This is a genomic window from Paenibacillus cisolokensis, from assembly GCF_018403665.1.
Taxonomy (GTDB): domain Bacteria; phylum Bacillota; class Bacilli; order Paenibacillales; family Paenibacillaceae; genus Paenibacillus_AH; species Paenibacillus_AH cisolokensis.
The window spans coordinates 24,859-45,935 of the sequence record NZ_BOVJ01000068.1 but is presented as its reverse complement, the minus strand read 5'-3'; the positions used below and the strand labels follow the sequence as shown (position 1 = coordinate 45,935).

Genomic DNA, 21,077 nt, shown 5'->3' with positions numbered 1-21,077 from the left:
ATGCCCTACCTCCTTAATATCCTATGGCGAGCCAGTATACAGATCGAGTACCGGCGTAATTATGATTAACACTAAAAGAAGTAGTTCCCGGCGTTGTTGTTACGTTCGCGGTAGCCGCTGTAGAAGACATAGTGGTTAATTGGACACTTCTACACGCGCCAGGGAACGCAATAGGATACGTAACCGTAACAGTCTCACCTTGCGGAACGGAAACGGACCCCCACTGAATTATCAAACCGCTTGCTAGTCGTTGATATCCACTCGCGGCGAAGGATGCTCCGCTATTTCCCGTAGTCCAGAATTCCACCCATTCGTTCCATCCGCTTGCGGTATACCCGCGGTAATAAATTCTACGGGTAACGTGATCCATCAACAATTGGGACGGGCGGCTATCCCGTGCAATATGGATTACCGACGCATCTGTGACTCCAGACGGTTTATTGAGTGTAGATGGTGCTGCCATATAAAAGCCTGTTCCACTGTTTATTGGTAGCGCGTTTAAGTCAGAAACGATTTCTCGCACATTCGCTCCGAGGCCATATTGGTCAAGATATGCGCGAATAACAGCGTCGTCAGCCGCAGCAGGCATCGCGAATTTTGTCCTCCCGTTAGCATCGCGTTTTACGACGGTGTTCGCTGTAGCTGCGTTGGTTGCCGCCGAAAGCGTCGATTCCGCCCCGGCAAGCCGCGTCTCGTGATCTGCGATATTGCCACGAAAAGCGTCGTGATCGTACGCCGTAAAATACCGCGCTACTTTCGATCCAGCTGGCCACGCTTGCGCCGCCGTCCCGTTAAACCCGCGTGTAACGCCCGATAGCGTATTTCCGGACTTGCCCGTATATAAAACCGTCTCGGCCGTTTCGCTCGAACCGATTGTCGCGAGATTAGGCGCGGCAGGCAGCGCGTTTCCGTTTATAACGTCAAAGGACGTAGCCGCCTCGTCAATCGCCGCCGCAAGTTCGGTAACAGGCGAATTCGGCATCGCCGAGTACATCGATTGTTGCGCCATTTGTAACGTCCCTCCTTCGTTATGCTTGCGTTACCGAGATCGTATTGACGAGCGCACGGAACCGATCGCCGTTCAGTATCGTACGCGGATTCGCAAGTTCGGCGAAATACAGCAAGTTTCCGCCCGTTGCAGCATCCCGTATGCCTGCGTGCGTAATCAGACCCCAGTCGGCCGTTGCGACCGGGAATACGACTTCGGCGTTGTTTCGTACCGTTTGTTTACCGTTAACAACCGTCGGGGCCGCGAACGTGACCGCTTGCCGCGCGTAACCGCCACCGCTGACCTCCGTACCCGTGTCGGCCGCCGTCGGGTTTGACGTATATAGCGCGAGGTAAACGGTCGAAGGCGGCGTATAGTTCGTGTTACGTAAAACCTCGTTAAGGACCGCTTTACAGAGGTATTCGCTCATATTCATAAAAACCGTCATCCTTTCGTTATTTATCGTTAGTCAACGCGGAATTCGTTCGTTAGCCGCACGTACGCAAGCGTCGTCGTGCCGACGTTCGTAAGCTCGAAAACGGGCGGCGTCGGTACGGCTCCGTCGGATGGCGCGTGAATCGTAAAAGGAGACGACGTAATCGTCATCTCCTGTATGCGTTCTGGCCCGTATGCGAACGGGTCCGTACATTTAAATGTTATCGTAAATTCGCCGTATCGGCCGATTTGGTCAAGCGTTAGGCGACCGCTATACTTCGCGAAATAGCGCCACTCCGGAAACTCGTCGAATATCAACGCGCCCGCGTCTTGTTTCGGTGTCAGCCACGCCATGATACGCGATTGCCGCTGCGCCAACGGTTCATCTGTCGAGATTACGTCAACGCGCACCTCAATTTCGCGCTTGCCGAGTTCGGTTCCGTAATCAATCACGCCATCGACGCCGCCAACCTCGTCCTCGTATTCGCGTATGTCCGGCGCATTGACGCGGTATCCGATCAATTTCAGCCCGAACTCCGAGCAATGGCGGCCGCGATACGTAAATCCGTAATTCCACGCCATCTAACGTCCACCTCCTCCGGTAAATTGCGTACGAATCACCGCAGCCGCCGTATCGCCCGCATCCCGTCCGAGCGCGCGCAAGTCAATACCGTCCTCAAACGTCGCGTCGTTAACCTCCATTACTTTTTCGATATGCACGTTAACGGACGGTCCGCCCGTTTTCGCCCCGATCAGACTTTCGAGCTGTTGCGGCGTAAACACGTACTCGTCACGTCTCAATATCGCGGCGATTTCGTCCGGCATCAGACGGTCGCCGGTGCGGAAATTGAATTCGCCAACGCGCCCGCCCGTATGGTACAGCGGTAGCCCACCGAGCATCCAGCGGCCAGTTTTGCGGTCTAACGTAGCGCCAAGCGACGCGCCGAGACGTTGATTCTCCGCCTCCAAACGTGCCCTTTCCGCAGCCGATGCGCTTTTCCAGGCGGCCGAATTCGCTTGCATTTGCGCGATTATACTAGCGTTCTGGTTCGATTGACCTGCGGCCGGCGAAATTCCGTAGATTGCCGCGTATTCCGCTTTAAAACGTTCGAGTTCCGCCTTTATCTTCTCGTTCGTCGTCACAAACGCGTTAAAACGTTCGTCCTCCGTCAACTTGTAGATCGAGATAAAGTCGCCGGAAAACGCTTCGATCGTCTCGCGAATATCGTTGTACCACGTTTCGATATCGTTTTTCTGACGGTCGAGAGCGTCAAGCTTTTCGTCGCGTTCTTTCGCGAGATTGCGCTTTTGGTCCTCGATGTCCATTTGACGGATACGTTCCATCAGTTCGAGGTATTGTTCCTGACCGCGCTGTGACGTTGCGTAACGGTATTTCTGCGCTTCCTCTTCGAGTTTTTGACGCTCGCGCAAACGTTCGCCTTCGTCAATGGTTTCGTTCTGTTCGGCGTAAAAGTCTTCGATCGCCTTACGCCGCTGATTGAGCGCATCAAGTTCGGCCTTACGTTGCTTATCGATCTCCTTAACGAGTGCGGACGTGGCCTCTTTTGCGAGTTTCGCCCGTTCATCGGCCGCTTTTTCTCGGCGTCGGCGGCTTCTTTCGCGGCCTGTTCGTCGAGTTTACGGAGGCGCATTCGCGCGTTGTACATTTCGATATCGGCACGCTTGTAATATTCGGAGTCCTTTTCGTAGCGATTACGTACTCGCGTCCAGGCTTCGAGCTGCATTTGCGCGATTTCACGTTCGGACGCGTAAGCTTCGGTCATTTTCCGTTCCTGCGCGTCGATCCATTCGGCGGACGCATCGAAACGGGCACGTGCGACCTCTTCCGCTTTTTCACGGCGTCCTTCGCGTCTTTTTCGGCCTTTTTACGCGCTTCTTCCTCTCTCTTTTCGGCGTCGGCCTCTAGTTGCTCGCGGATACGGTAAATCCGGACTTCGGCGTCGCGGCGGATTTCGGTGTTCTTTTGATACCGTTTAAGCAACCGTTCAAGAGCCGCGATCTCTTGCTCCTCCGTCATTTTGCCGACGTTGCGCATGTAGTCGATATACGCAAGGCTGGCGCGGTACGCTTCCTGCTGCAATTCAGCGGCCGTTTTTTCGCGTTTGGTCCGCTCTTTTTTCGGCTTTTTCTTTTTGTCGAGGTCTAACGCGCCGGTTCCGTAAGAGTTTTTCGCGCCGCCCTCGTTAAACTGGTCGAATGCACCGATCGTTATATTTTGCAGATCGCGCTCAAGTTGGTTGAGCCGTGCAATATGTTCGTTTGCCTGGCTCTGAACCATCTTGCTCATGCCACTTAAAACGTAATCGCCCGCGACATCGATAAACTTGCTGAGATCGCTCGGCAGACGTTTTCCGATTTTCGTCTCCGTAAAATTGATCTCTTGGGCCGCGTTAAGGGCTTCGATCTGCATGCGCGCCAATTTAAGCGCCGCTTCCGTTTCCTTTATACGAATCTCGGTCCGCTCTTTCGATTTTTGGGCCGCAATTTCAAGCGAGTCCTTTTCGGCCTGTATCAGTTCGTCAAGCGCTTCCCGGTTTTAATATGCCATACATTCTCTTCGTCGAGCTGCGCAATCAGAGACGGATATTCACGTGTCAATTCCTCGACGACGCTGGCCAGTTGGCTTTTCTGCGCCTCCGTTAATTTTTCCGCTTTCGTCAATTCGTCGTACTGACGACGCAATTCTACGACACGATCGATATGCTTTACTTTCGCGGCCACTGTCGCCATTTCTTGACGTTCAAGTTCGGCAAGTGCCGGGATAGACTCGTTAATCTCGTCGTTCAAGCGCGCCAGCACTTCGGGAGCCTTTTCCGGTGTATCGATTCCAAACCGTTTTAGCGCCTTATCTGTATCGTCAAGCGCCTGCTCCAGGTTCCGTATCTCTTGCGCCATTTCCTGACTAGCACGCGCCGCCATCGGAATTTCCGAAAGCTTACGTTCGAGCTCCGCCCGTTGCTCAAGCAATCGGTTCAACTCGTCCATTTCCGCCTGTAGCGCGCGCACATCGTCGGCCGTACGCTCTAACGCCGGCTTTTCGATCAATTCGTTAAATTGGCGCTGTGCTTCCGCCGCTTCCTCGACAGACGCCTTGTAACTCACGAAAGCAGCCGCAACACCGCCGACGACGAGCGAAAGAGCGCTGATCCAGCCGAGCGCAGCATTCGCGGCAATACCAGCCGACTGCAACGCCCGTAACGCTACGACTATACCGTATATTGCCGTCGCCAACGTGCCGAGTCCTGCCGAAACTAGCGGAAGTGTGATGAGAAAAGCGCGTGCCCCTGCGTCCATTTCGTTAATGCCGAGTAGCATTCTCGTTACTTCCTCAGCAGCCGCGCGGATTGCTGGTTTAAAATCGTTACCGACCGTAATGCCTACGCCTTCGAGCGCTGATTTCATCTCGTCGATCGCGCCGTTCAGCGTATCCATCTGCGTTTCCGCGATTTGTTCGGCTGTTCCGCCTGCATTACGGAGTTCGGACGCAAACGACTCGATCGAGTCGGCCCCCGTATTGACTAACGTTAAGAAACCGGATGCCGCTTCGGTGCCTGCGATAAGGGCTGCCGCTTCTGCCTGCGCCGACTGTGTTAGTCCCGCGAATGCCGTTTCGACCTGACGCAAGATTGACGTAAACGGTAAAATATTTCCGGCGGCATCTTGCGTTTTGATACCGAGTTGGTCCATTACGTCTTTCGCATCGCCGACCGGTTTGATCAGGCGCAAGAGGATCGCGCGAAGCTGCGTACCAGCCATTTCGCCCTGTATTCCGGCGTCCGATAGCTTACCGATTGCTGCCGCCGTCTCTTCGATGGATACGCCGGTAGATGCCGCGATGGGGGCCGCGTATTTCATCGCATAACCGAGTTGTTCGATATTCGTGTTCGAGCGCGACATTGCCTTAGCCATTACGTCAACAACGCGTCCGGCCTCGTTTGCCGATAGTTGGAATCCCGTTAATATGTTCGATGCAATGTCGGCGGTGCGCGCAAGGTCCATTTGACCGGCCGCTGCGAGATTGAGGACGCCGGGCATAGCCGCCATAATCTCGTTAGCTTTAAATCCGGCCATAGCGAGATATGATTGCGCGTCTGCCGCTTGAGACGCGGTAAATACCGTAGTTGCGCCGAGTTCGATCGCCTGATCCTGCAAGCGTTGAAATTCCGAAACTGTGGCACCTGACACCGCGCGTACTTTCGCCATCGACTGTTCGAACGCCGCTGCCGTCTCGACGGATTTCGTGATCACGGCCGTCATTGCAGCGGTTAATGCGCCGTATGCAATACCGAGTTTTGTGACGGACGATTTCGCCGACTCTCCGAAAATATCGAACTTTTCGCTCGCGCCATCGAGACTATCTTCGAGTTCCCAGATTTTCTTTGCGGTATCGTCCGACGCTTTCGTAAGCCGGAGTAACGATGCCTCTGTGTTTACAATCTGCTCTTGCAATCTCGATTTACGCGTATCGTCAAACGCGCTCTCGTAAGACCGCTTCAATTCCGCCAGTTTTTTACGCTGAGCCTCAATCCGCGCGTTAAGGTTATCGAGAACCGTCACCAGCCGCCCGATTTGCGCCTGTTTCTCGGCAACCTTTTCCGCAGCGTCCGCAAGACCTCCGAAATTGCCCGACGCCTTTTTCGCACCGTCCGAAACGTCCGCCAAGTCCTTTTTTGCGCGCTCAATTCCCTCACGGTATTGTCTAATGTCGAGTTCCAATCGAGCCTTTATCGCGCCGATTTCCGTTGCCATTACGCTCCCCCTCCTTTCCCGACCAGACCGCGCAGTCGTTCGAATGCTTTGCGGTCGAATTCGTCGTTTTTCGCTTCATCTTCGTTAACTTCGTCCAACCCGTCGCTCAACCGTTCAACGAAGCGCTGACGTGCGTCCTGGTCCGCGCATTGCGCCATTGTGGCGATCGACAACGCCATTAAACGGTCAAGTTGCGTCGCTTTCCGTTTGCTTTCGAGGACGGCCGGCAAGTCGATCATGTAGAATTCCGTTTCGAGCGTTCGTTGGCTAACGCCGAGCGTAACAGCCGCGTCAATTAGCCACTCGTCCAGCGTTATTCGTCGTTGTTGCCGCTGTTGCCGTCCGTCGGAGCTGTCGCGAACCTGCCGAGGACGGCGCGGAAGTTTTTTGCGACACGTTGCAGATCGTTCTTTTCCGCCGTCAAACGGATAAATTCGAGCAATTCGTCAAGACTCGCGTTTTTCTCGACCCACTCCGGCTCCAAGTCCGCTAGTACAGCGACGATTTTTACCGCCTCGTCCAGCGCCAAACCTGCGGCGACAACCGTCGTGGTAACGAAATCGCTCGAATCGCGTTTCGCCAATACGCTGACGATTAGTTGTGGTAACGAATCGATAACGCTGAATAGCGCTTTCCATTTTTCGATCGTCAGTTTCGGGACGGCTACGACTTTTCCGCCGATAATTACGGAGTCGGCCGCCGCTGGTTTATTAAATAAACGTGAGATATTCACGGTCATTTTCGCTCCTTAATAAAGAGACGGCCCCGTTAAGGACCGTCATCTTTTCGTTATTATTCCGTCGCATCCGGGTCACCAAGACCGATGAGACGGCCATTTTCGTCCGGATAACCTTTAAACGAGACGTTCGTGATAAGCTCATTATCGAAAGAGTACGTGTAGTTAAGCGTCGTAGTCGGGGCCGCTTTATACAACGTAATCGTATCGTTTGCGGTCGCGTCCGACGAGAGCGGAATGATTTGCAGTTTTTTCGCGTAGTTAATGAGGTCGATAATCTTTGAAGCGTCAACGTCGACGCGTTGTTTGGTCGGGTCGAGTGCGTCGGTTACGAGCTTAGAGCCCGGAATAAATTTCGCAAGTTTTACGATATCATACTCCGCGAACGGAGCCTCAACGGTTGCTGTCCGGCCCGTAATGATTTCGCGAATAGGCGTCGAACCGAATTGGTCAACGGTAACCTCCCGCGACGTTGTTTCGTACGTCAGGACAACGCCGCCTTGTGTAGTTTCAATCGTTACCTCGTCCGTTCCACCAGCGTCGAAAATGACTTTACACGGACCGAGTTTCACCTTCGTCAAATCGGATGCCATTTACGTATTCCTCCTTTATTTTTGCGCAACAAAACGCCGGAGCGCGTAGCCCCGACGTTAAATCGTTACTTATCGAGCAAAATGAGCGTAAAATTAACGCTATACATCGCCCGGTTATTGTCGTCTAGCCCGAGATATAACGGCGCAGATTGATCGGCAAAAGACGCTACGACACGTTGCGAGCCGATTACGTAATCCTGCCGCTTGTGGAACGCGTCGTATAACGCTAAAGCGATCCCCTCCGTTGTCGGTCCGTTCTTTCCACGAACAACGACTTGGAACGACGGTCGCCGAACGTTCGTCCATCGGTCCGGAGCAAACCCGCCGAAAATCCGTACGTACGCCGCATTGTCGACCGCCGTCGCCGGAAATTCGTTGTGATAGTACGTGTACGGTACGACGGACTCGACGTAAGTTTTTAATTCCGCTACGGTAAACACGTGCTAGCCCAACTCCTTCCGTATTTCGTCCGCGATCCAGCGTTCGTACTCGTCGGCACGCTCTTTAAACGGCCGCTCGAGATATTTCGGCTGTGTGCCGGGTGTCGTCGGATTTTGTATTCGCCCATTTCGTGCAATTTGAGCGCATAATTAAACCGACCGCCTTTTCCGTCCTCGACCGCGCTATAGTAAACTTCGCCAATAACGCTATCGCCTTGCGTTTCGACTTCGGACCACGACGTTTGTCGCAGTGTGCCCTTCCGTAATGGCGCAAGATCACGGGATCGGCGCAACAGGTCGTCCATCGCATCGTTCATGCCGCGTTCGGCTCCGCGCTTTGCCTTATCGACCGCGCCCGTCAAGTTCCGTTCGAATTCCGAAAAATCAATCGTAATCGTCACCGCACGTACACCACCGTTAACACGGCCTTACCGTCAAGCCAACGTTTGCGCTCGGTCCGCACCGTTCGATAACGCCTCGTTTCGCCCGCCTCGTCCGTATACTCATATTCGTAATCGCCGCGAACAGGCGCGAATCTATCGAAAATATCTGCGCTGACGCTACGACGTCCTGACCGTGTTGGTCCGTTACGACGACGGTCCCTTCTTGAAATCGGCAACGCAACGGAAAAGGATCGGGCGCAGGCGTAGGATTCCACGGATCGTCGTTACCAGGCGGGTAAACCGTTATCGTCTGTTTGAGCGGTATCAACGCCACGTCACAACACCGTCCATTTAATGGAGCGCCGAGACAGCGGTACGCCGCCGTTGGCCTCCGATATTAAATCAAGGACGGTATCGCTAATCCAAGCGTCAAGCCCCGATTTCGCCCAGTCCTTAAACGTAAAATTCGCAACGCCGGTCAGGCCGAACGACGCCACGCCCTGCTGCTGTAACCGGTTTGTGTCGTTAAACGCGATTGCCAACTCGTTTGCGTATTCGTACACGGCCGCGTCCGGTATCGTATATTGAGCGTATTTGGTCGTCAGCTTCCGATCGGCGACGTTAAGTATCCGTTGTTTTTTCGCGTCGTCAGCGTCCGTCCAATCCTCAATATCGATACAATTCGCGGCAATATAAGCGTCCGCATCCGCAATATTAACCGCCAAAATAGCCGCCTCCTTCCGTTATTTACCGGAGGATTTGCGCCCTTTTTGCGGTTTTTCCGGTTTCTCTTCTTCGTCCGGAATAACGTTAACCTCCGGTTTTGGTTCGTCAACCCGTTTGATCCAATGCGGGACCAGCGCATCTAGCGCTTTAATCTCCGCCGCGTCCTCCGTTTCGTAATCGCCTAGCCAACCGAACTTTATCGTTTTGTTACCGAATTGTATGGCGTAGTTCGGCGACGCCTTATATTTCGCCAATCCCCGTTACACCTCCGTTAGATTTTCGTTAAAAGAAGGGGCCGCGAAGCCCCTCACATTAAGATACCGACGTGGAGATATTTTCGAGGATCGCGACCTTTTCTTTCGCGTTTTAACGGTGATTCCGTATTCACCGCGAATCTGCCGAGCCACGAAGTCAGCGCCCGGAATCGAAGCGTCAACGTCATACAGCGCGCGACCTTGCAGCGGATGCATTTTCAAGATCGAACGATCAAACAGCGCGACCTTATTTTCGGGAAGTTCGGGTCGACGACAATGACCGCCTCACTGCCGCCTACGATATCGGAAACAAACGTCGAAATCCGATGACCGGTCGTTTCGTCCGTACGTACAGTCCGGATCGTGTCGCCTGCCAATTTCGAAATTTGACGCGCACCGGCCGTATTCGTCAGGATCGTATTGACGCTGCCGCCCCGTTGGTAAACCTCTTCCATAAGGTCGTTCAACGCTTTGGCCGATACTTCTGCGCCAGCCAGGTTTTTCTTGGCCGCACCGTTTACGCCTGCGAAGTACAGCAGACCGCCGGCAGTCGACGGTACCGTCTTCGACCCTTGAATACGGCGGCCGTAAATCAGCCAGTCGTTCAATTCGCGCGCCAGTTCTTTCAGCCGGAGTTCGACTTGATAATTCAGCTCGTTCGTAACGTTGTACGTCCGTACGGCCATTTGCGTACCGGATACGGCCGCATAACGCTCGATAATTTGCGTGAAGTTGTATTCGGTATAACGGTCGTGTGCTTCGTCAACGCCCGGCAGCGCGCCTTGCAGTTGAGGACGCGACACGATACGGATTTCTGCGCCTTCCGCCAGAGCGGCCGCAGTCGTACCGTCAAAACCGCGCACTACCGTAATAACGTCACCGTTAACGGCCGTAACTTGCATGTACTCTTCGCCCGCCACGATGATCGAGTTGACGCGGAATTTTTCGCCATCGCCGCTCGCTACCGTAATCGACGTTGCAGCCGCGTCAGCAGCTTCGGCAACGTTCGCGCGGTTGCTGTTCAAGTTGTCGCTCATCCATTCATATTTCGTCTGCATCAGCGGTTCGCCGTTCAGACCGACCAGTCCGAGCAGCGTCGGCGCGTCGTTGATAATCAGCGAAATACCGGCTTCAAGCGATCGCACCTGATCCTTAAAATCGTAAGTGTACGTAAATTGTTGAGACATCTAGTGTTTCCCCCTTGAATTTTGTAAAGTAAAAAGCCGCCCGATTTCGAGCAGCTTCGCTTATTTCAATGCGTTCAATTTATTCGATAACTCTACGACCTTACCGAAGTCTTTACGTTTCTTCGCGTCCTCCAACTGCGCCTCCAACGTCTTCCTCTCGTCGACTGCTGGGTTGCTCGGCTCCCCGATTGTTCTCGGTTTCGTTGGCGCGGGTACGTCGACCAAATACGGTTTAGCCGCAATCAACGCCTCTATCGCTTCCTTAACGCCGATTACGTTTCCATCCTCGTCAACGTTAATTCCCGACTTATCAACGAGAATAAACGCATCGTCGAGCGCGTCTTTACGAATATTTGCGCTGGCCGCCGCGAGCTTGAATTCCGCTTTAATCGCGCGTTGGTTCGCGGCTTCGAGCGCTTGTTTGCGTGCATCCTCGGCTTCTTGCGCCGCCTTTTCGCCGCCTCAAGTTCCGCCTGCATGCGCTCTTGTTCCGTCATCGCCGCTTTCTGACGCTCGGCTTCCGCCGCCTCGTATTCGGCCAATTTCGCTTTCAGATCGTCGTAATCAGCGTATTTCTTGCGTTCGCGAGCGAGACGTTCCGCAATTTTCGCGTCAAACTCTTCCTGCGTCAGTTCGATTTTACGTACTTCGGGCGCGGGATTATCGTTATTTTGCGTCTGCCCTTCGCTATCATTGCCGCCGCTGTCGCCGTTATCGTCCGCGAACATTTGCAGATCGAGTTGATACGTATAATTGCGTTTTACTTCGTTCATATTTCGTCATCCTCCCGTTTTAGGCCCGTCGGCCGTTTATCCGTAGCAGTTTAACGACATGTACGTTCGGTCGGAGTGTTACGCGTATAGTTTGAGTATCTCGGCCGCTACTCTTTCGCCGTAATATCGATGCCCTGCCGGCGTTGGGTGCGTACCGTCTGCTGACGTAAATACCGATGCATTGCCCGACGCTTGCGGATTGCCGACATTTCCGGAGCCAGTAATCCACGATCCAGACGGTGCGCTTACCTGATTGCCGCTCCAGTCGTACGAAGCTCCACCAAGTGTGTCGATAAACGGCGCACCATACTTTCGCGCAGTTTCCCGGAGCGCATCCCGAATCTGGCCCCGAATTTGGGATACACCGCCGACCGGCGAGAAGTTGCTTATGACAATCAGTTCGGTGTTTGGTAAACTGGAGCGGATTGTGCTGTAGAGCAAGTCCGCCGCTGCTTGTGTTTGCTCGACTGGAGACCCTTCATCATTGATACCGCCTGCGATAACAACTACGTCGGGTTGATACTGAAGCACGTCATGCTGGATGCGATCTTGAAACTTGACCCGGCCAGCCGGACCGTTGTTTACATAACCAGTTCCGCCAACCCCGCTATTCCACCCGTCCCATCCGAGAAGTTGCGATGCAACCGCCGAATAGCTGTGACTCATTGCCGCGCCGGACGATCCGCCCTCTGTGAAGGAATCACCGACAAAGATCGCGCGAGGACGCGGCAATATTGTCGGCGGATAAATCGTATCGTTCGGCCCAATCCGGATGCCCCCGAAAATGCGTTACTGATTTCGAGACGAACCCCGCGAGACTTTGCCGATCCGAAGTCAATGAGACGATTGTACGTTCCGCCATCGGCCGGTGCCATGCTTTGTGCGTCTTCGGTGACGTATTTGTACCCGTCGCCCTCGTCTATCGCCAGCCGATATTTCCCGCCCTGGCCTTTTTCGTAAATTTCAAAAGCCGCGCCGTAGTGGACGAACTCAACAATCAAACTGCCGTTAGAGTTTGTCGTCGTAACCGCGGTATTTTTAACGTATCCGTTGTCCGGATAAGATGTGCCAGCCCGCTGCGGATCGCCGACGTACCGGTAAACGGGATTGAGTACGCCCGTCGACGGATTAGCGGCCGTAATATGCACGCTATTCGTGATCTGACTTACTCCGTTACGTTCGCCTAACGTGATCGTCGGCGGAGAATCGGTAATCGGCGTAATCAACCGGCTGCCTATCGTTGATTTTTCGCTCCGGTATAAAACTTGCCGCATATACGACAGCGACTTATCACCGGGTTTGTACGCCATATCAGCCGCCCCCAGAACGGCAATATCCGCGAAATTGTCCGCCCGCTGACGTAATCTTTAGTGATGTGAAATTCGCCAACCACTCGTCGAAAACATCGCCTGGCTTTAACGTATGTGTAAAATGATCGGTCGAAAATGTAATATCGGTCGAACCGTCGTTGAACAGGACCAGCGACGACATTGTGTCCGGAAACTCTACGCTATAATCTCCCGTCCCAGAAAACGGGTACTTAGCGATAGCCTTGTTCATTTTCCATTCCCCCTCCGTAATCTTTCCGGATTACGTACGGGCGTTACGGTATGGCGGCAGTTTGGGTGGAATATTTCGCGTCGCGGTAGATCGCCAATATACGGATAATCGCCCGGTGCATCCGGCGTTAACTTTACGATTTTACCTTCGTATTTACGGCACGCATCGGTCGCGCCATGGCTCGATATTACGCCGTAAAACGCGCCGCGCTGGACCGCCTCATTCACGGCCGCGTCCCGACTTGCCTGCGCCGTTTTCGTTCGCACGACCATATCGACGTAAACTTCCGGTTTCCAACGGCGACCGGCCGCGTCAATAATTCCGGTTTCGACCGCGCTACCAAGTTCGCGTCGCAAGCCCGCCAATATTTCGCGACTTATCGTTTTTCGACCGTTGATTCCCGCCGCCATATTCGCGCGCACCGAATCGGCGGTTACTTTGCGTACGGCGGTTTTGACGCGCCGGTCAACGTTTTGCGTTACGGCAAGCAAATCGGCCTGCGTATCCTCGACGACGGCCGCGACTAGGTTCGCATTAACCCGGTTAAACTTCGCAATCTTTTCCGCTTCTTTCACCGTTTCCACAACGCCGAGGTCGACGATTGCTTTTACGACGCCAGCACGCGCCGCTTCCGGTATAAACTCCGCGACCCAGGCCGCTGATTCCTCGTTCAATTCCGAAAGAATGCGCGCGACTTCACGTAATGCCGCCGTTGTGTTGGCGCGTGACATGTCCGTTATGTCAAGGCGTAACAATTCCGCCCGAATACGGTCGACAGCGTCTTTATACGCGGCGACTAGCGCGGAAATACCGCGTTCAATATCACGTTCGGTCGCCATTATACGACGACCTCGTTAAACACGCTGCCGTCGACCGTTCCGTTAACCCGCGCCTCGTCTTCGTTCATTCGCGCGATAATTTCGTCAGCCTGCTGGTCGTCGAGCGCGTCCATACGCTTAATCGCGGATTTAACGTCGAGCGTCGGTTTAGCACCGGTCCGGATCGAGTAAATTTCGGCTTCCTCTTTTTCGTTTTTCGGTATTCCGTCGCGCCAGTTGATTTTCGGATAGACCGGATTGTACGGTACAAAACCTTCGACGCCTTCGTTCGCGTAGTTTTCGAGTTCCATCGCGGTCCACAGCGCATCCCGCAATGCTCGATCAACGTTCGCGCGAATCCGGCGGACTTTCGATAAGATCGGCATAAAACGCGCTTTGATCGCGACGCCATCGGTATGTGACGTGCCGGTTCCGCCTTTATCAGCGCCGGCGACGACCGTGCCGAACAGCCATTGCGGCGTTTCCGACTGGACGAATACGAGCGATAGCAGCAAATCAAGCTCTTTAAACGCGCCTTCAAGCTCGGAATTCCACGTCATGTAGCCGGGCTTGGCGTCTTCTTTTCCGACCGGGATATACTTGCCGCCCCACCGTACCGCGTTCGCCCCGTCTTCGTCTCCGATATCGTCCGGCCCATACGCGATTGGGTCGCTATGTTTCCAGAGAATGTAGTCGATCTGAACGAGACGGTCGTTAATCGCGGCCAACACCGATTCCAACTTTTCGATGCCGCCGACGCCTTGCCAGTCGTCATCCGTCGTTTTGTACGGTATATGGAAAACGAGCGGCCGATTGACGCCTGTTTCGATAATATCTTCGTCCCGTCCCGTCGGCACCGCGTCGCCAATCTTAAATACCGGAACACTTACGCCGTATTCCGTATTGACGCCTTGCGGAACGAGTCTATAGCGTTCATATACGATATAGCCCGGCAAGTGACGCTCAACGTTTAGGTACGGCGTTTCATCCGTTTTTGACCGGTCAACACCGACTCGACAACGCCGCTTTTTCCGCCACCCATTCGACCCACGCGATATTGACAGCGGCGAATTTTTACGGCTGCCGCGCGCCAATTCCGGAAAGACGTAACAGGCGTCGACCGCTTCGATAATCGGCTCCGGATTAGCGTCAGGCACCGGCAAGCCAGCGTCGGCCAGCGCCGAGAAATCTTGTCGTACGGCGTAATACGCTTTAATCCACGCATCGCCGCGGATTCCTCCGCCGACTACAACGTCTTGTATCAATTGCGTTATATCGTTTTCCTCTATGATACGATTCAGCGCTTTTTGCTCGGTCGAATCGTCGGGATTACCGGATTCAAACGACGGCGGGTCACCGATCATCAAGTCGGCCGGCTTGGAAATCAATACGTCGATTAAGTTGACCGCGATATACAGTTTCGAAAGCTGCGGGGCCGCCGGTGTGTCTCGCAATAATTCCGAAGCGCGTTCGTAAACTTCGTAAAGTCGCCCGTCGTATATCGCGCGTGCCCGTTTATATTTCGCGATACGTTCGATGTCAGCGGGCGGCGGATAGGAAGCTCCCGTTACGAATAGTTTCGTCAATTAACGTCCTCCTTTCGTTGAATATTAATAATCAAAACAACTATTCTTCGACCTTGTCGTATGTCTTATCGAAAATGTCCGGTTTACATGGATAACACTCTCCGTTAACCCCTCGTATGATGTAGTCGCCGTAGTCGGCCTTCATTACGCCCTCTAGCGTTCTTATCGTACAGGTACCGTCATCATGCGTGATAATTTCGTTAGTGATTCGCTTTTCGTTAAACCAATCAGGCATAACGTCATCGATTTTAAAACGGAAAGCCTCAATAACAACGGGCTTTTTCCTATATTTCACAACAAACCACCTCCTATCTATTTGGTTAACGGTAAAATATCGCCGGTTTGTTGCGTACGGTTTTCTTCGCTCGGGCTACGTGTTCGACCGCTAATTGCAGCGCGTCAGGCACGTCAATAAAATCTCCGTGCGGATATTGCGCCATTTGATCGAGCAATATCGTATGTCCTTCGTTAAATACGAGCGTTTTATTGTGACACAACGGTTCGAGCGATTCAATTCGTTCCTCTTTCGACGACTTATACGATTTAACATCGTTAATTTTCGTCCGTGTAATGCCAGCCTTCCGCGCTGCGTCTTGTAATTGACGGTAAAACTCATGCTGCGCGTTGATTGTCTCGACGCTAAAGATATGATGCCGCCATTCGCGAATTTTATCGATAATCAAATCGATATAAACGTGCGCTGGCTCTTTCGTTGCGTAAACGTCAAGGACGAAAATATGGCCGGTTTTATCGTAGCGGCCGACGGTTACTACGGCGTTATAACACGAGCGCGCGTTTTACCGAGCGCAATATCCCACGCGCCGGAAATCGTTAATTCATCGACGGGAATACGTAAATCTTCGTAACGGACGTAACGCCGGCCAGCTTCGTACTCGTACCGGTAATAGGCGTATCTCTCCGGAAAGAAAAACTGCTCGTCTTCGGAAAACGCTAGATTCCGATATTCCGAGTTGTAGGCCCGCGTTCCCATATTAAACTTTTCGTGCATGAGCGCGCGATACGTCCAACGCCACGGCCACGCCAAGATGACGCCAGCCTCCAGCGCTTCGCGGTTCTTCTCGTAAAATTCGTCCGGCTCCGTCATATCTTCGGCGCGTCCGTAAATTTCGAGATATTCGTCCCATAATTCCGGATTGTCCGGTTCACGGATAACAGCGCCGTGGAACGACGACTTAAAATCTTTACGTTTCAATACGTGATTCAACAGGCCGGTCGCGCTGACCATTGTACCGACGAGTATGATCGCGGTTGAAGCGGTGCCGATCGGGACTACAACGGAGTTAAACCAATGTACGAGTTTTTCCCGCGCTTCTTTCGTGCCTTCGTTGTTTTGCGAAGACGGATCGTCGACAATTACGAGATCGGGCCGGCGACTACCGTGCCTCTTACCCCGCAGTTGCTTACCGGACGATGACGCCTCGACTAGCGTTCCGGACGCGGTAATAAATAGTTCTTCGTTATCCTTTTCGTTTTGCGTATTCTTTTCGTGCAGCAGCGGTCCGAAGTCAGCTCGTAATTTTTCGTTAAATTTCAGTTGCTTATTGACCCAGCCGATTAGCTTTTTTGAAAGTGTATCGGTTTCGGATATAACGAGAATGTACCGCCGTTTCCGGAAAACGATCTGATGGAGAGGAAAGGCGTTCGAAAATACGCCAGACTTCGAGTGACCCCGCGCCGCTGCGATAGCTAACCGCGCATTCCTTTCGACGTGATCGACGTAATCGCAAAGATCGAAGAATTCACGGTGAATCGGCGCAATATTTTCAAACGGATCGTGCGGTCGCCCGTCCTCCGCGTTACGGATTATATTATCGTCATTGTCCGGATTGCAGCCGTCAGATAGGTATTCGTACGTAAAGTAGGCGACATCTTCTTCCGCGCGATGGATGCGGACTAAGCGTTTCAATTCAACGACCGATTCCCGGTAAGATTCAACGTGATATTCCGTGGCGCGGCCTTTCTCGATTAATTGGCGGAGCTTCTTTGCGCGCTCTTTTACGAGTTTGATACGGTCGGCCCGCGCTTCGTGTTCGAGCCAGGCTCCGTCAACGTACGCCAATTAAACGTCACCATCCGCCAGCAGTTCGTCAAGCTCTTCGATTTCGGCCGCGAGTTCATCGTTGGATTTTGGGCCGGCGTTGCCGTTATTTACGTCTATTTCCGTCTTAGTCGTAATCAAGCCTTCGTGTTTAAAGTAAAGGTCGATCGCCTTAACAGACGGCTGCGCACCGTCAATCAGCTTCAAAAGCTGACGGTATACTTTCGGCCGGCTTGACGCTAATATATCCGCAGACATGGCGTTCACATAGTCGATAAAGGCGCGGTTCCGGTGCCGCCATTCCCAAAGTGAGCGGGCCGATACGCCGACTTCCTCCGCGATCTGTTCGTATGATTTACGTTCCGATTCCGGAGCAAATTCGCGTTCGACGACGAGCATCGCCGCGAGCCGTTGCCGACCGTCTAGTTGCGCCTCTAGTTTTGCGCGTTGTTTTGGCGTCATTTTAGCGTTCCTCCTTCGTTTTTATCCTGTACCCTTCCGTTCATACTCCGTAGATATTTTAGCGCCTAATTTCCCGCTAATTTCACGGTAAAATCGTGCGATCTCCGCTTGCATCCGAGCCTTTTCGCGTTCTATAGCGAGTTCGAATTCGTGAGACGACAGCAGTAATTCCGTAATCCGAGTTTCAGAAAATCCGCTTTTCTCCGCCATTCCCTTGACAACGGCGTCGTACCGAGCTTTTGTAAACTCGGGCTTGCGGTTATAGAAATCGATTAGAGAAGACGTTTCTTTCGATGAATTACAGCTTGCGCAAACCTTAACGAGATTCCAACGCGAGTTTGGGCCGCCTTGTTTCAATGGGATAACGTGATCGATATGAAAAGAGCGCGGCCCATCATCAGGACCACGCTCCTTACCGCAGTACGCGCAAATATCTGGCGTATGATATATGTCGTATGCGTCTTCCATCGTCAAATCCGAGAATGCCCCGGCTTTCTTCGCTTGATACCGCGATGTTGTATAGAACGGGGTATGCGGGTTTTGTTCGCGATATTCTCGAACTCGCTTTCGATGAAACTCTCGGTCGGCTTCCGTCATCTTTTTGCGTCTTTTACGATGATATTCGGCCTGGTAAGACGCGGAACTCTTCGCTCTACAACCGTTACATTTACGATGGTTTCCGCTAAATTTAACTTCGCCTTCCGACTGCTGACATACCGCGCAGATACGCAGGGATTACCGACCTCCTGGGTTCAAATTTTTGTACGCAACCTCCGAACGGTTACCGGACCGGACCGCGCTATACCCGTTGGGGGCTCGCGAAAATTTCGTTAAAGTCGGGGATATGTTCGCCAAATAAGAATTTTGTACATATCCGTTCGCATCCATACGAACACCGAAAACCCGCGTCATTACTGCGTTTCTCACGTTAGGTACCGCATACGGCCGCGCGTCGACCGTTAAAATTTGCACTATTACGCATAAACTACGCTTCTAACCCCGTGAGTTTGCGGCGGTCCTCCGGTCCGAGCCGCGCCGCAATTGCTACGGAATACCACGGAACCATACGCTAATAAATCGCTACATTATAACGCACTAAAATAACGTACCCATTACGTTACCTTCCGAATTACCAACGTTACATCTTCGTAACCACCTTACGTAACTCTTCGAATCCCTTACGATCGAATACGTTACCTTCCGAAACTACCCACTATACGGTCTATATACGCAATCCTCCGTAACTTTCGGCTTATATACGGTAACTAACTGTATTGACCGTACATATTCCGCTATCTCTTGCGGTGTCCCTTCGATTTCTATACCATTAACTTTCGCTTTCATAACGGTAACCTCCGTTACTATTACGTTAATTCTCGATGAGTCAAGGACTCAACGTGAATATCCGGTCTGTTCGCGGGAATCGTTACGATTCACGAGAACATAGAGACCATACTTACGCGGCCTTTCGGCCTTGCCCGCCGCTTCGTCACTTCGTTCCTAAGCGTCGGAAAAGCTTATCTTTATACGTCAGTATCTTACGCTAAAGGATATACGCTAAGATAGTTACACGAGGACGGCGCGCTTTTGGCCGTCCGAAGTGTTATGTTTCTGTTCTTCCCGGCCGGTCAGTATGACCGAGCGAGAAGATAACGTAATATACCGTAATCAATCCGGTTGAAGACTAAGAATAATTTTTGCCCCGAAAATCGCGGAAACCCTTGCGGCTGTAAGGCGGAACCCACTTTTTCGTTGTACGAATAACATTACCTTTTTGCGTGATTTGTACGAATAACATTACCTTTTTGCAACACTAAGGATACGTTATTGAACCGTATAAATCACATATAAGATAAGATTCAATTTCGCGATTTTTAACGAAAAAACACCGAAAAACCCAGTAATGACGCGGCTTTCCGGCGTTTTCGTCGCGTGCAAAAAAGGGTACCTATTTCGCCGAAATCGTGCAAAAAAGGGTACCTAATGGTCGTTAGGCAAACGTTTATCCGCGAACAAAGCCGCCAACATACCGTCTGGCTCGCCCTGTTTCCGGTAGAATACATACGGATTCAGCGCCGTAAATTTCTTGCGCCGGTCCTCTGCGTCAATCCACTCGCCAATAATCCGTGCTTTACGCAGCCGGCCGAGCGCTTCCTTCGTTTTCGTCTCCGTCATGCCGACGATATCTCCGATCTCCTTATCGGACAAAAACGTAATCTCTTCGGCGGGCGCGAACGGATCCGCACATACGAGATTGGTTTCGTAGTGGACGTATGGCAGCAATTTATACACGAAGCCCAGGTCGGCCGCCGTTAATCGAAACGCACGAAGCGCGGTAAAGTACGTCTTAATCAGCGCGTCGACCTCGTCGTTCGCCTTTTTACGGAAATGGTAACGGTCATTTAACGTAAATCGGCCGCCGTCCTCAAATAGAATGCTGCGCGCCTCAAACTCCGCTACAATGCCGCGCGCCGTCCGTTTGCTCACGCCCCATATCCGAGCCAGATCGTCGATAGTCAACGGTACTGGATCGCGGCCGTTCGTTACGAGAACATTCGAGTTAAACGCGATGTACGGTTGTAGCAACAAGACGTAACCGCAATATTTATTCGATAGATTGTCGGTGATGTCGCGCATATTACGCATGTGCCCGAACGAAAAGGCCCGCTTATCTCGCGCATATTGGCGGCGTCGCTTGCCGGCTTCGTATCGTTCGAGCTGCGTATAACGAAAAACGCGGCCGCATTCGTCCTTTGCGTACCGCGTCGATACTGGCGTTAGATTTCCGATTGGAGCGCCGGAGATTAACTGTGCAACTTGACGTACATGCGGTTTACTCATGCCGGGCGATTTCCTCCCGCAATTCCGCGAGTGCTTGCGTCGCTTTCTTCGCTTCACGCTGGATCGCTTTAAGACCGCGCAAAGCATCCGATACGTCAGCGTTAACTTTTACGTTAATTTCGCCCAATGCGCGTTTTTCTTCCGCCATTTGCAACGTCTCCTTTCGTTATTTGCCTGGCTTTTTACCGTGGCTATAACGTATAGGACATGAGGACGCGAAAAATATAGATGCCGCCGCAGGGAATTTCGTCCAAAATAGCGAAATTTTTAGCGAGAGGTGACGGTAAATATGGCGAAAAAATACCTAGGATTCCGACCGCTAACGTCTAACGTACACTTTTATACGGCCGCGCTCGACAAAACGCCGGTCCTTATATTCTGCGGAAACGAGTTAATCGGCGCCGGGACGATCGATAAGGTTACGGAGCATACCGTAGAAATTAAAGGTGAACGGTATATTCGCGCG

The 21,077-nt window shown here is 52.6% G+C and carries 25 protein-coding genes and 1 pseudogene; all 26 read right to left on the bottom strand.

What is annotated here, in order from left to right:
- Positions 1–13: 13 nt before the first annotated feature.
- Complete coding sequence (locus PACILC2_RS10345) at positions 14–1,009, bottom strand: gp53-like domain-containing protein (protein WP_213528800.1); 996 nt, start codon at positions 1,007–1,009, stop codon at positions 14–16.
- A 19-nt stretch (positions 1,010–1,028) separates the two neighbouring features.
- A complete protein-coding gene (locus PACILC2_RS10340) occupies positions 1,029–1,424 on the bottom strand; it encodes a phage tail fiber protein (RefSeq protein WP_213528799.1) in 396 nt (131 codons plus the stop codon).
- Between the two features lie 29 nt (positions 1,425–1,453).
- Positions 1,454–2,005, bottom strand: coding sequence for a distal tail protein Dit (locus PACILC2_RS10335; RefSeq protein ID WP_213528798.1), 552 nt, complete (start codon positions 2,003–2,005; stop codon positions 1,454–1,456).
- The gene (locus PACILC2_RS10330; RefSeq protein ID WP_213528797.1) at positions 2,006–2,854 is read right to left on the bottom strand and encodes a hypothetical protein; all 849 of its coding nucleotides are present in this window, start codon (positions 2,852–2,854) and stop codon (positions 2,006–2,008) included.
- Positions 2,855–3,203: 349 nt separating this feature from the next.
- Positions 3,204–3,863, bottom strand: a complete 660-nt coding sequence (locus PACILC2_RS10325; protein WP_213528796.1) for a hypothetical protein — start codon at positions 3,861–3,863, stop codon at positions 3,204–3,206.
- Positions 3,864–3,955: 92 nt separating this feature from the next.
- Complete coding sequence (locus PACILC2_RS10320) at positions 3,956–6,193, bottom strand: phage tail tape measure protein (RefSeq protein ID WP_213528795.1); 2,238 nt, start codon at positions 6,191–6,193, stop codon at positions 3,956–3,958.
- Positions 6,193–6,432 carry a hypothetical protein gene (locus tag PACILC2_RS10315; RefSeq protein WP_213528794.1) on the bottom strand — a complete coding sequence of 80 codons (240 nt, stop codon included), beginning with the start codon at positions 6,430–6,432 and terminating at the stop codon, positions 6,193–6,195. Before PACILC2_RS10315 ends, PACILC2_RS10320 begins: the two co-directional genes overlap by 1 nt.
- A gap of 74 nt (positions 6,433–6,506) precedes the next feature.
- Positions 6,507–6,932: a hypothetical protein gene (locus PACILC2_RS10310; protein ID WP_213528793.1), complete on the bottom strand. Its 426-nt coding sequence runs from the start codon at positions 6,930–6,932 to the stop codon at positions 6,507–6,509.
- Positions 6,933–6,985: 53 nt separating this feature from the next.
- Positions 6,986–7,522 carry a hypothetical protein gene (locus PACILC2_RS10305; RefSeq protein ID WP_213528792.1) on the bottom strand — a complete coding sequence of 179 codons (537 nt, stop codon included), beginning with the start codon at positions 7,520–7,522 and terminating at the stop codon, positions 6,986–6,988.
- 65 nt (positions 7,523–7,587) lie between these two features.
- Positions 7,588–7,962, bottom strand: a complete 375-nt coding sequence (locus PACILC2_RS10300; protein ID WP_213528791.1) for a minor capsid protein — start codon at positions 7,960–7,962, stop codon at positions 7,588–7,590.
- A 718-nt stretch (positions 7,963–8,680) separates the two neighbouring features.
- Positions 8,681–9,070 (bottom strand): hypothetical protein, encoded by a 390-nt coding sequence (locus PACILC2_RS10295; protein WP_213528790.1) that lies wholly within the window; start codon positions 9,068–9,070, stop codon positions 8,681–8,683.
- Between the two features lie 18 nt (positions 9,071–9,088).
- Positions 9,089–9,325, bottom strand: coding sequence for a hypothetical protein (locus tag PACILC2_RS10290; protein WP_213528789.1), 237 nt, complete (start codon positions 9,323–9,325; stop codon positions 9,089–9,091).
- Positions 9,326–9,331: 6 nt separating this feature from the next.
- Positions 9,332–10,512: pseudogene (locus PACILC2_RS10285) on the bottom strand (SU10 major capsid protein).
- Positions 10,513–10,572: 60 nt separating this feature from the next.
- Positions 10,573–10,902: a phage scaffolding protein gene (locus PACILC2_RS29740; RefSeq protein ID WP_443678846.1), complete on the bottom strand. Its 330-nt coding sequence runs from the start codon at positions 10,900–10,902 to the stop codon at positions 10,573–10,575.
- Positions 10,785–11,285, bottom strand: a complete 501-nt coding sequence (locus PACILC2_RS10280; protein ID WP_213528788.1) for a hypothetical protein — start codon at positions 11,283–11,285, stop codon at positions 10,785–10,787. Before PACILC2_RS10280 ends, PACILC2_RS29740 begins: the two co-directional genes overlap by 118 nt.
- A 78-nt stretch (positions 11,286–11,363) precedes the next feature.
- Complete coding sequence (locus PACILC2_RS10275; RefSeq protein ID WP_244863414.1) at positions 11,364–11,951, bottom strand: SGNH/GDSL hydrolase family protein; 588 nt, start codon at positions 11,949–11,951, stop codon at positions 11,364–11,366.
- On the bottom strand, positions 11,948–12,595 hold the full coding sequence (locus PACILC2_RS10270) for a hypothetical protein (RefSeq protein ID WP_213528786.1): 648 nt from the start codon (positions 12,593–12,595) through the stop codon (positions 11,948–11,950). The genes PACILC2_RS10275 and PACILC2_RS10270 overlap by 4 nt, the downstream gene beginning before the upstream one ends.
- Before the next feature lies 1 nt (position 12,596).
- Positions 12,597–12,845 carry a hypothetical protein gene (locus PACILC2_RS10265; protein WP_213528785.1) on the bottom strand — a complete coding sequence of 83 codons (249 nt, stop codon included), beginning with the start codon at positions 12,843–12,845 and terminating at the stop codon, positions 12,597–12,599.
- Positions 12,842–13,684, bottom strand: a complete 843-nt coding sequence (locus PACILC2_RS10260; protein ID WP_213528784.1) for a phage minor capsid protein — start codon at positions 13,682–13,684, stop codon at positions 12,842–12,844. The genes PACILC2_RS10265 and PACILC2_RS10260 overlap by 4 nt, the downstream gene beginning before the upstream one ends.
- Positions 13,684–15,249: a phage portal protein gene (locus PACILC2_RS10255; protein ID WP_213528783.1), complete on the bottom strand. Its 1,566-nt coding sequence runs from the start codon at positions 15,247–15,249 to the stop codon at positions 13,684–13,686. Before PACILC2_RS10255 ends, PACILC2_RS10260 begins: the two co-directional genes overlap by 1 nt.
- A gap of 320 nt (positions 15,250–15,569) precedes the next feature.
- On the bottom strand, positions 15,570–15,986 hold the full coding sequence (locus PACILC2_RS28610) for a hypothetical protein (protein ID WP_307860513.1): 417 nt from the start codon (positions 15,984–15,986) through the stop codon (positions 15,570–15,572).
- A 32-nt stretch (positions 15,987–16,018) separates the two neighbouring features.
- The gene (locus tag PACILC2_RS28605) at positions 16,019–16,474 is read right to left on the bottom strand and encodes a hypothetical protein (protein ID WP_307860508.1); all 456 of its coding nucleotides are present in this window, start codon (positions 16,472–16,474) and stop codon (positions 16,019–16,021) included.
- 855 nt (positions 16,475–17,329) lie between these two features.
- Complete coding sequence (locus PACILC2_RS10245; RefSeq protein ID WP_213528782.1) at positions 17,330–17,770, bottom strand: phBC6A51 family helix-turn-helix protein; 441 nt, start codon at positions 17,768–17,770, stop codon at positions 17,330–17,332.
- 21 nt (positions 17,771–17,791) lie between these two features.
- The gene (locus tag PACILC2_RS10240; protein ID WP_213528781.1) at positions 17,792–18,367 is read right to left on the bottom strand and encodes an HNH endonuclease; all 576 of its coding nucleotides are present in this window, start codon (positions 18,365–18,367) and stop codon (positions 17,792–17,794) included.
- Positions 18,368–19,750: 1,383 nt separating this feature from the next.
- Positions 19,751–20,257: a hypothetical protein gene (locus tag PACILC2_RS26720; protein ID WP_244863412.1), complete on the bottom strand. Its 507-nt coding sequence runs from the start codon at positions 20,255–20,257 to the stop codon at positions 19,751–19,753.
- Positions 20,258–20,603: 346 nt separating this feature from the next.
- Positions 20,604–20,759, bottom strand: a complete 156-nt coding sequence (locus PACILC2_RS10230) for a hypothetical protein (RefSeq protein WP_213528779.1) — start codon at positions 20,757–20,759, stop codon at positions 20,604–20,606.
- Positions 20,760–21,077 lie beyond the last annotated feature (318 nt).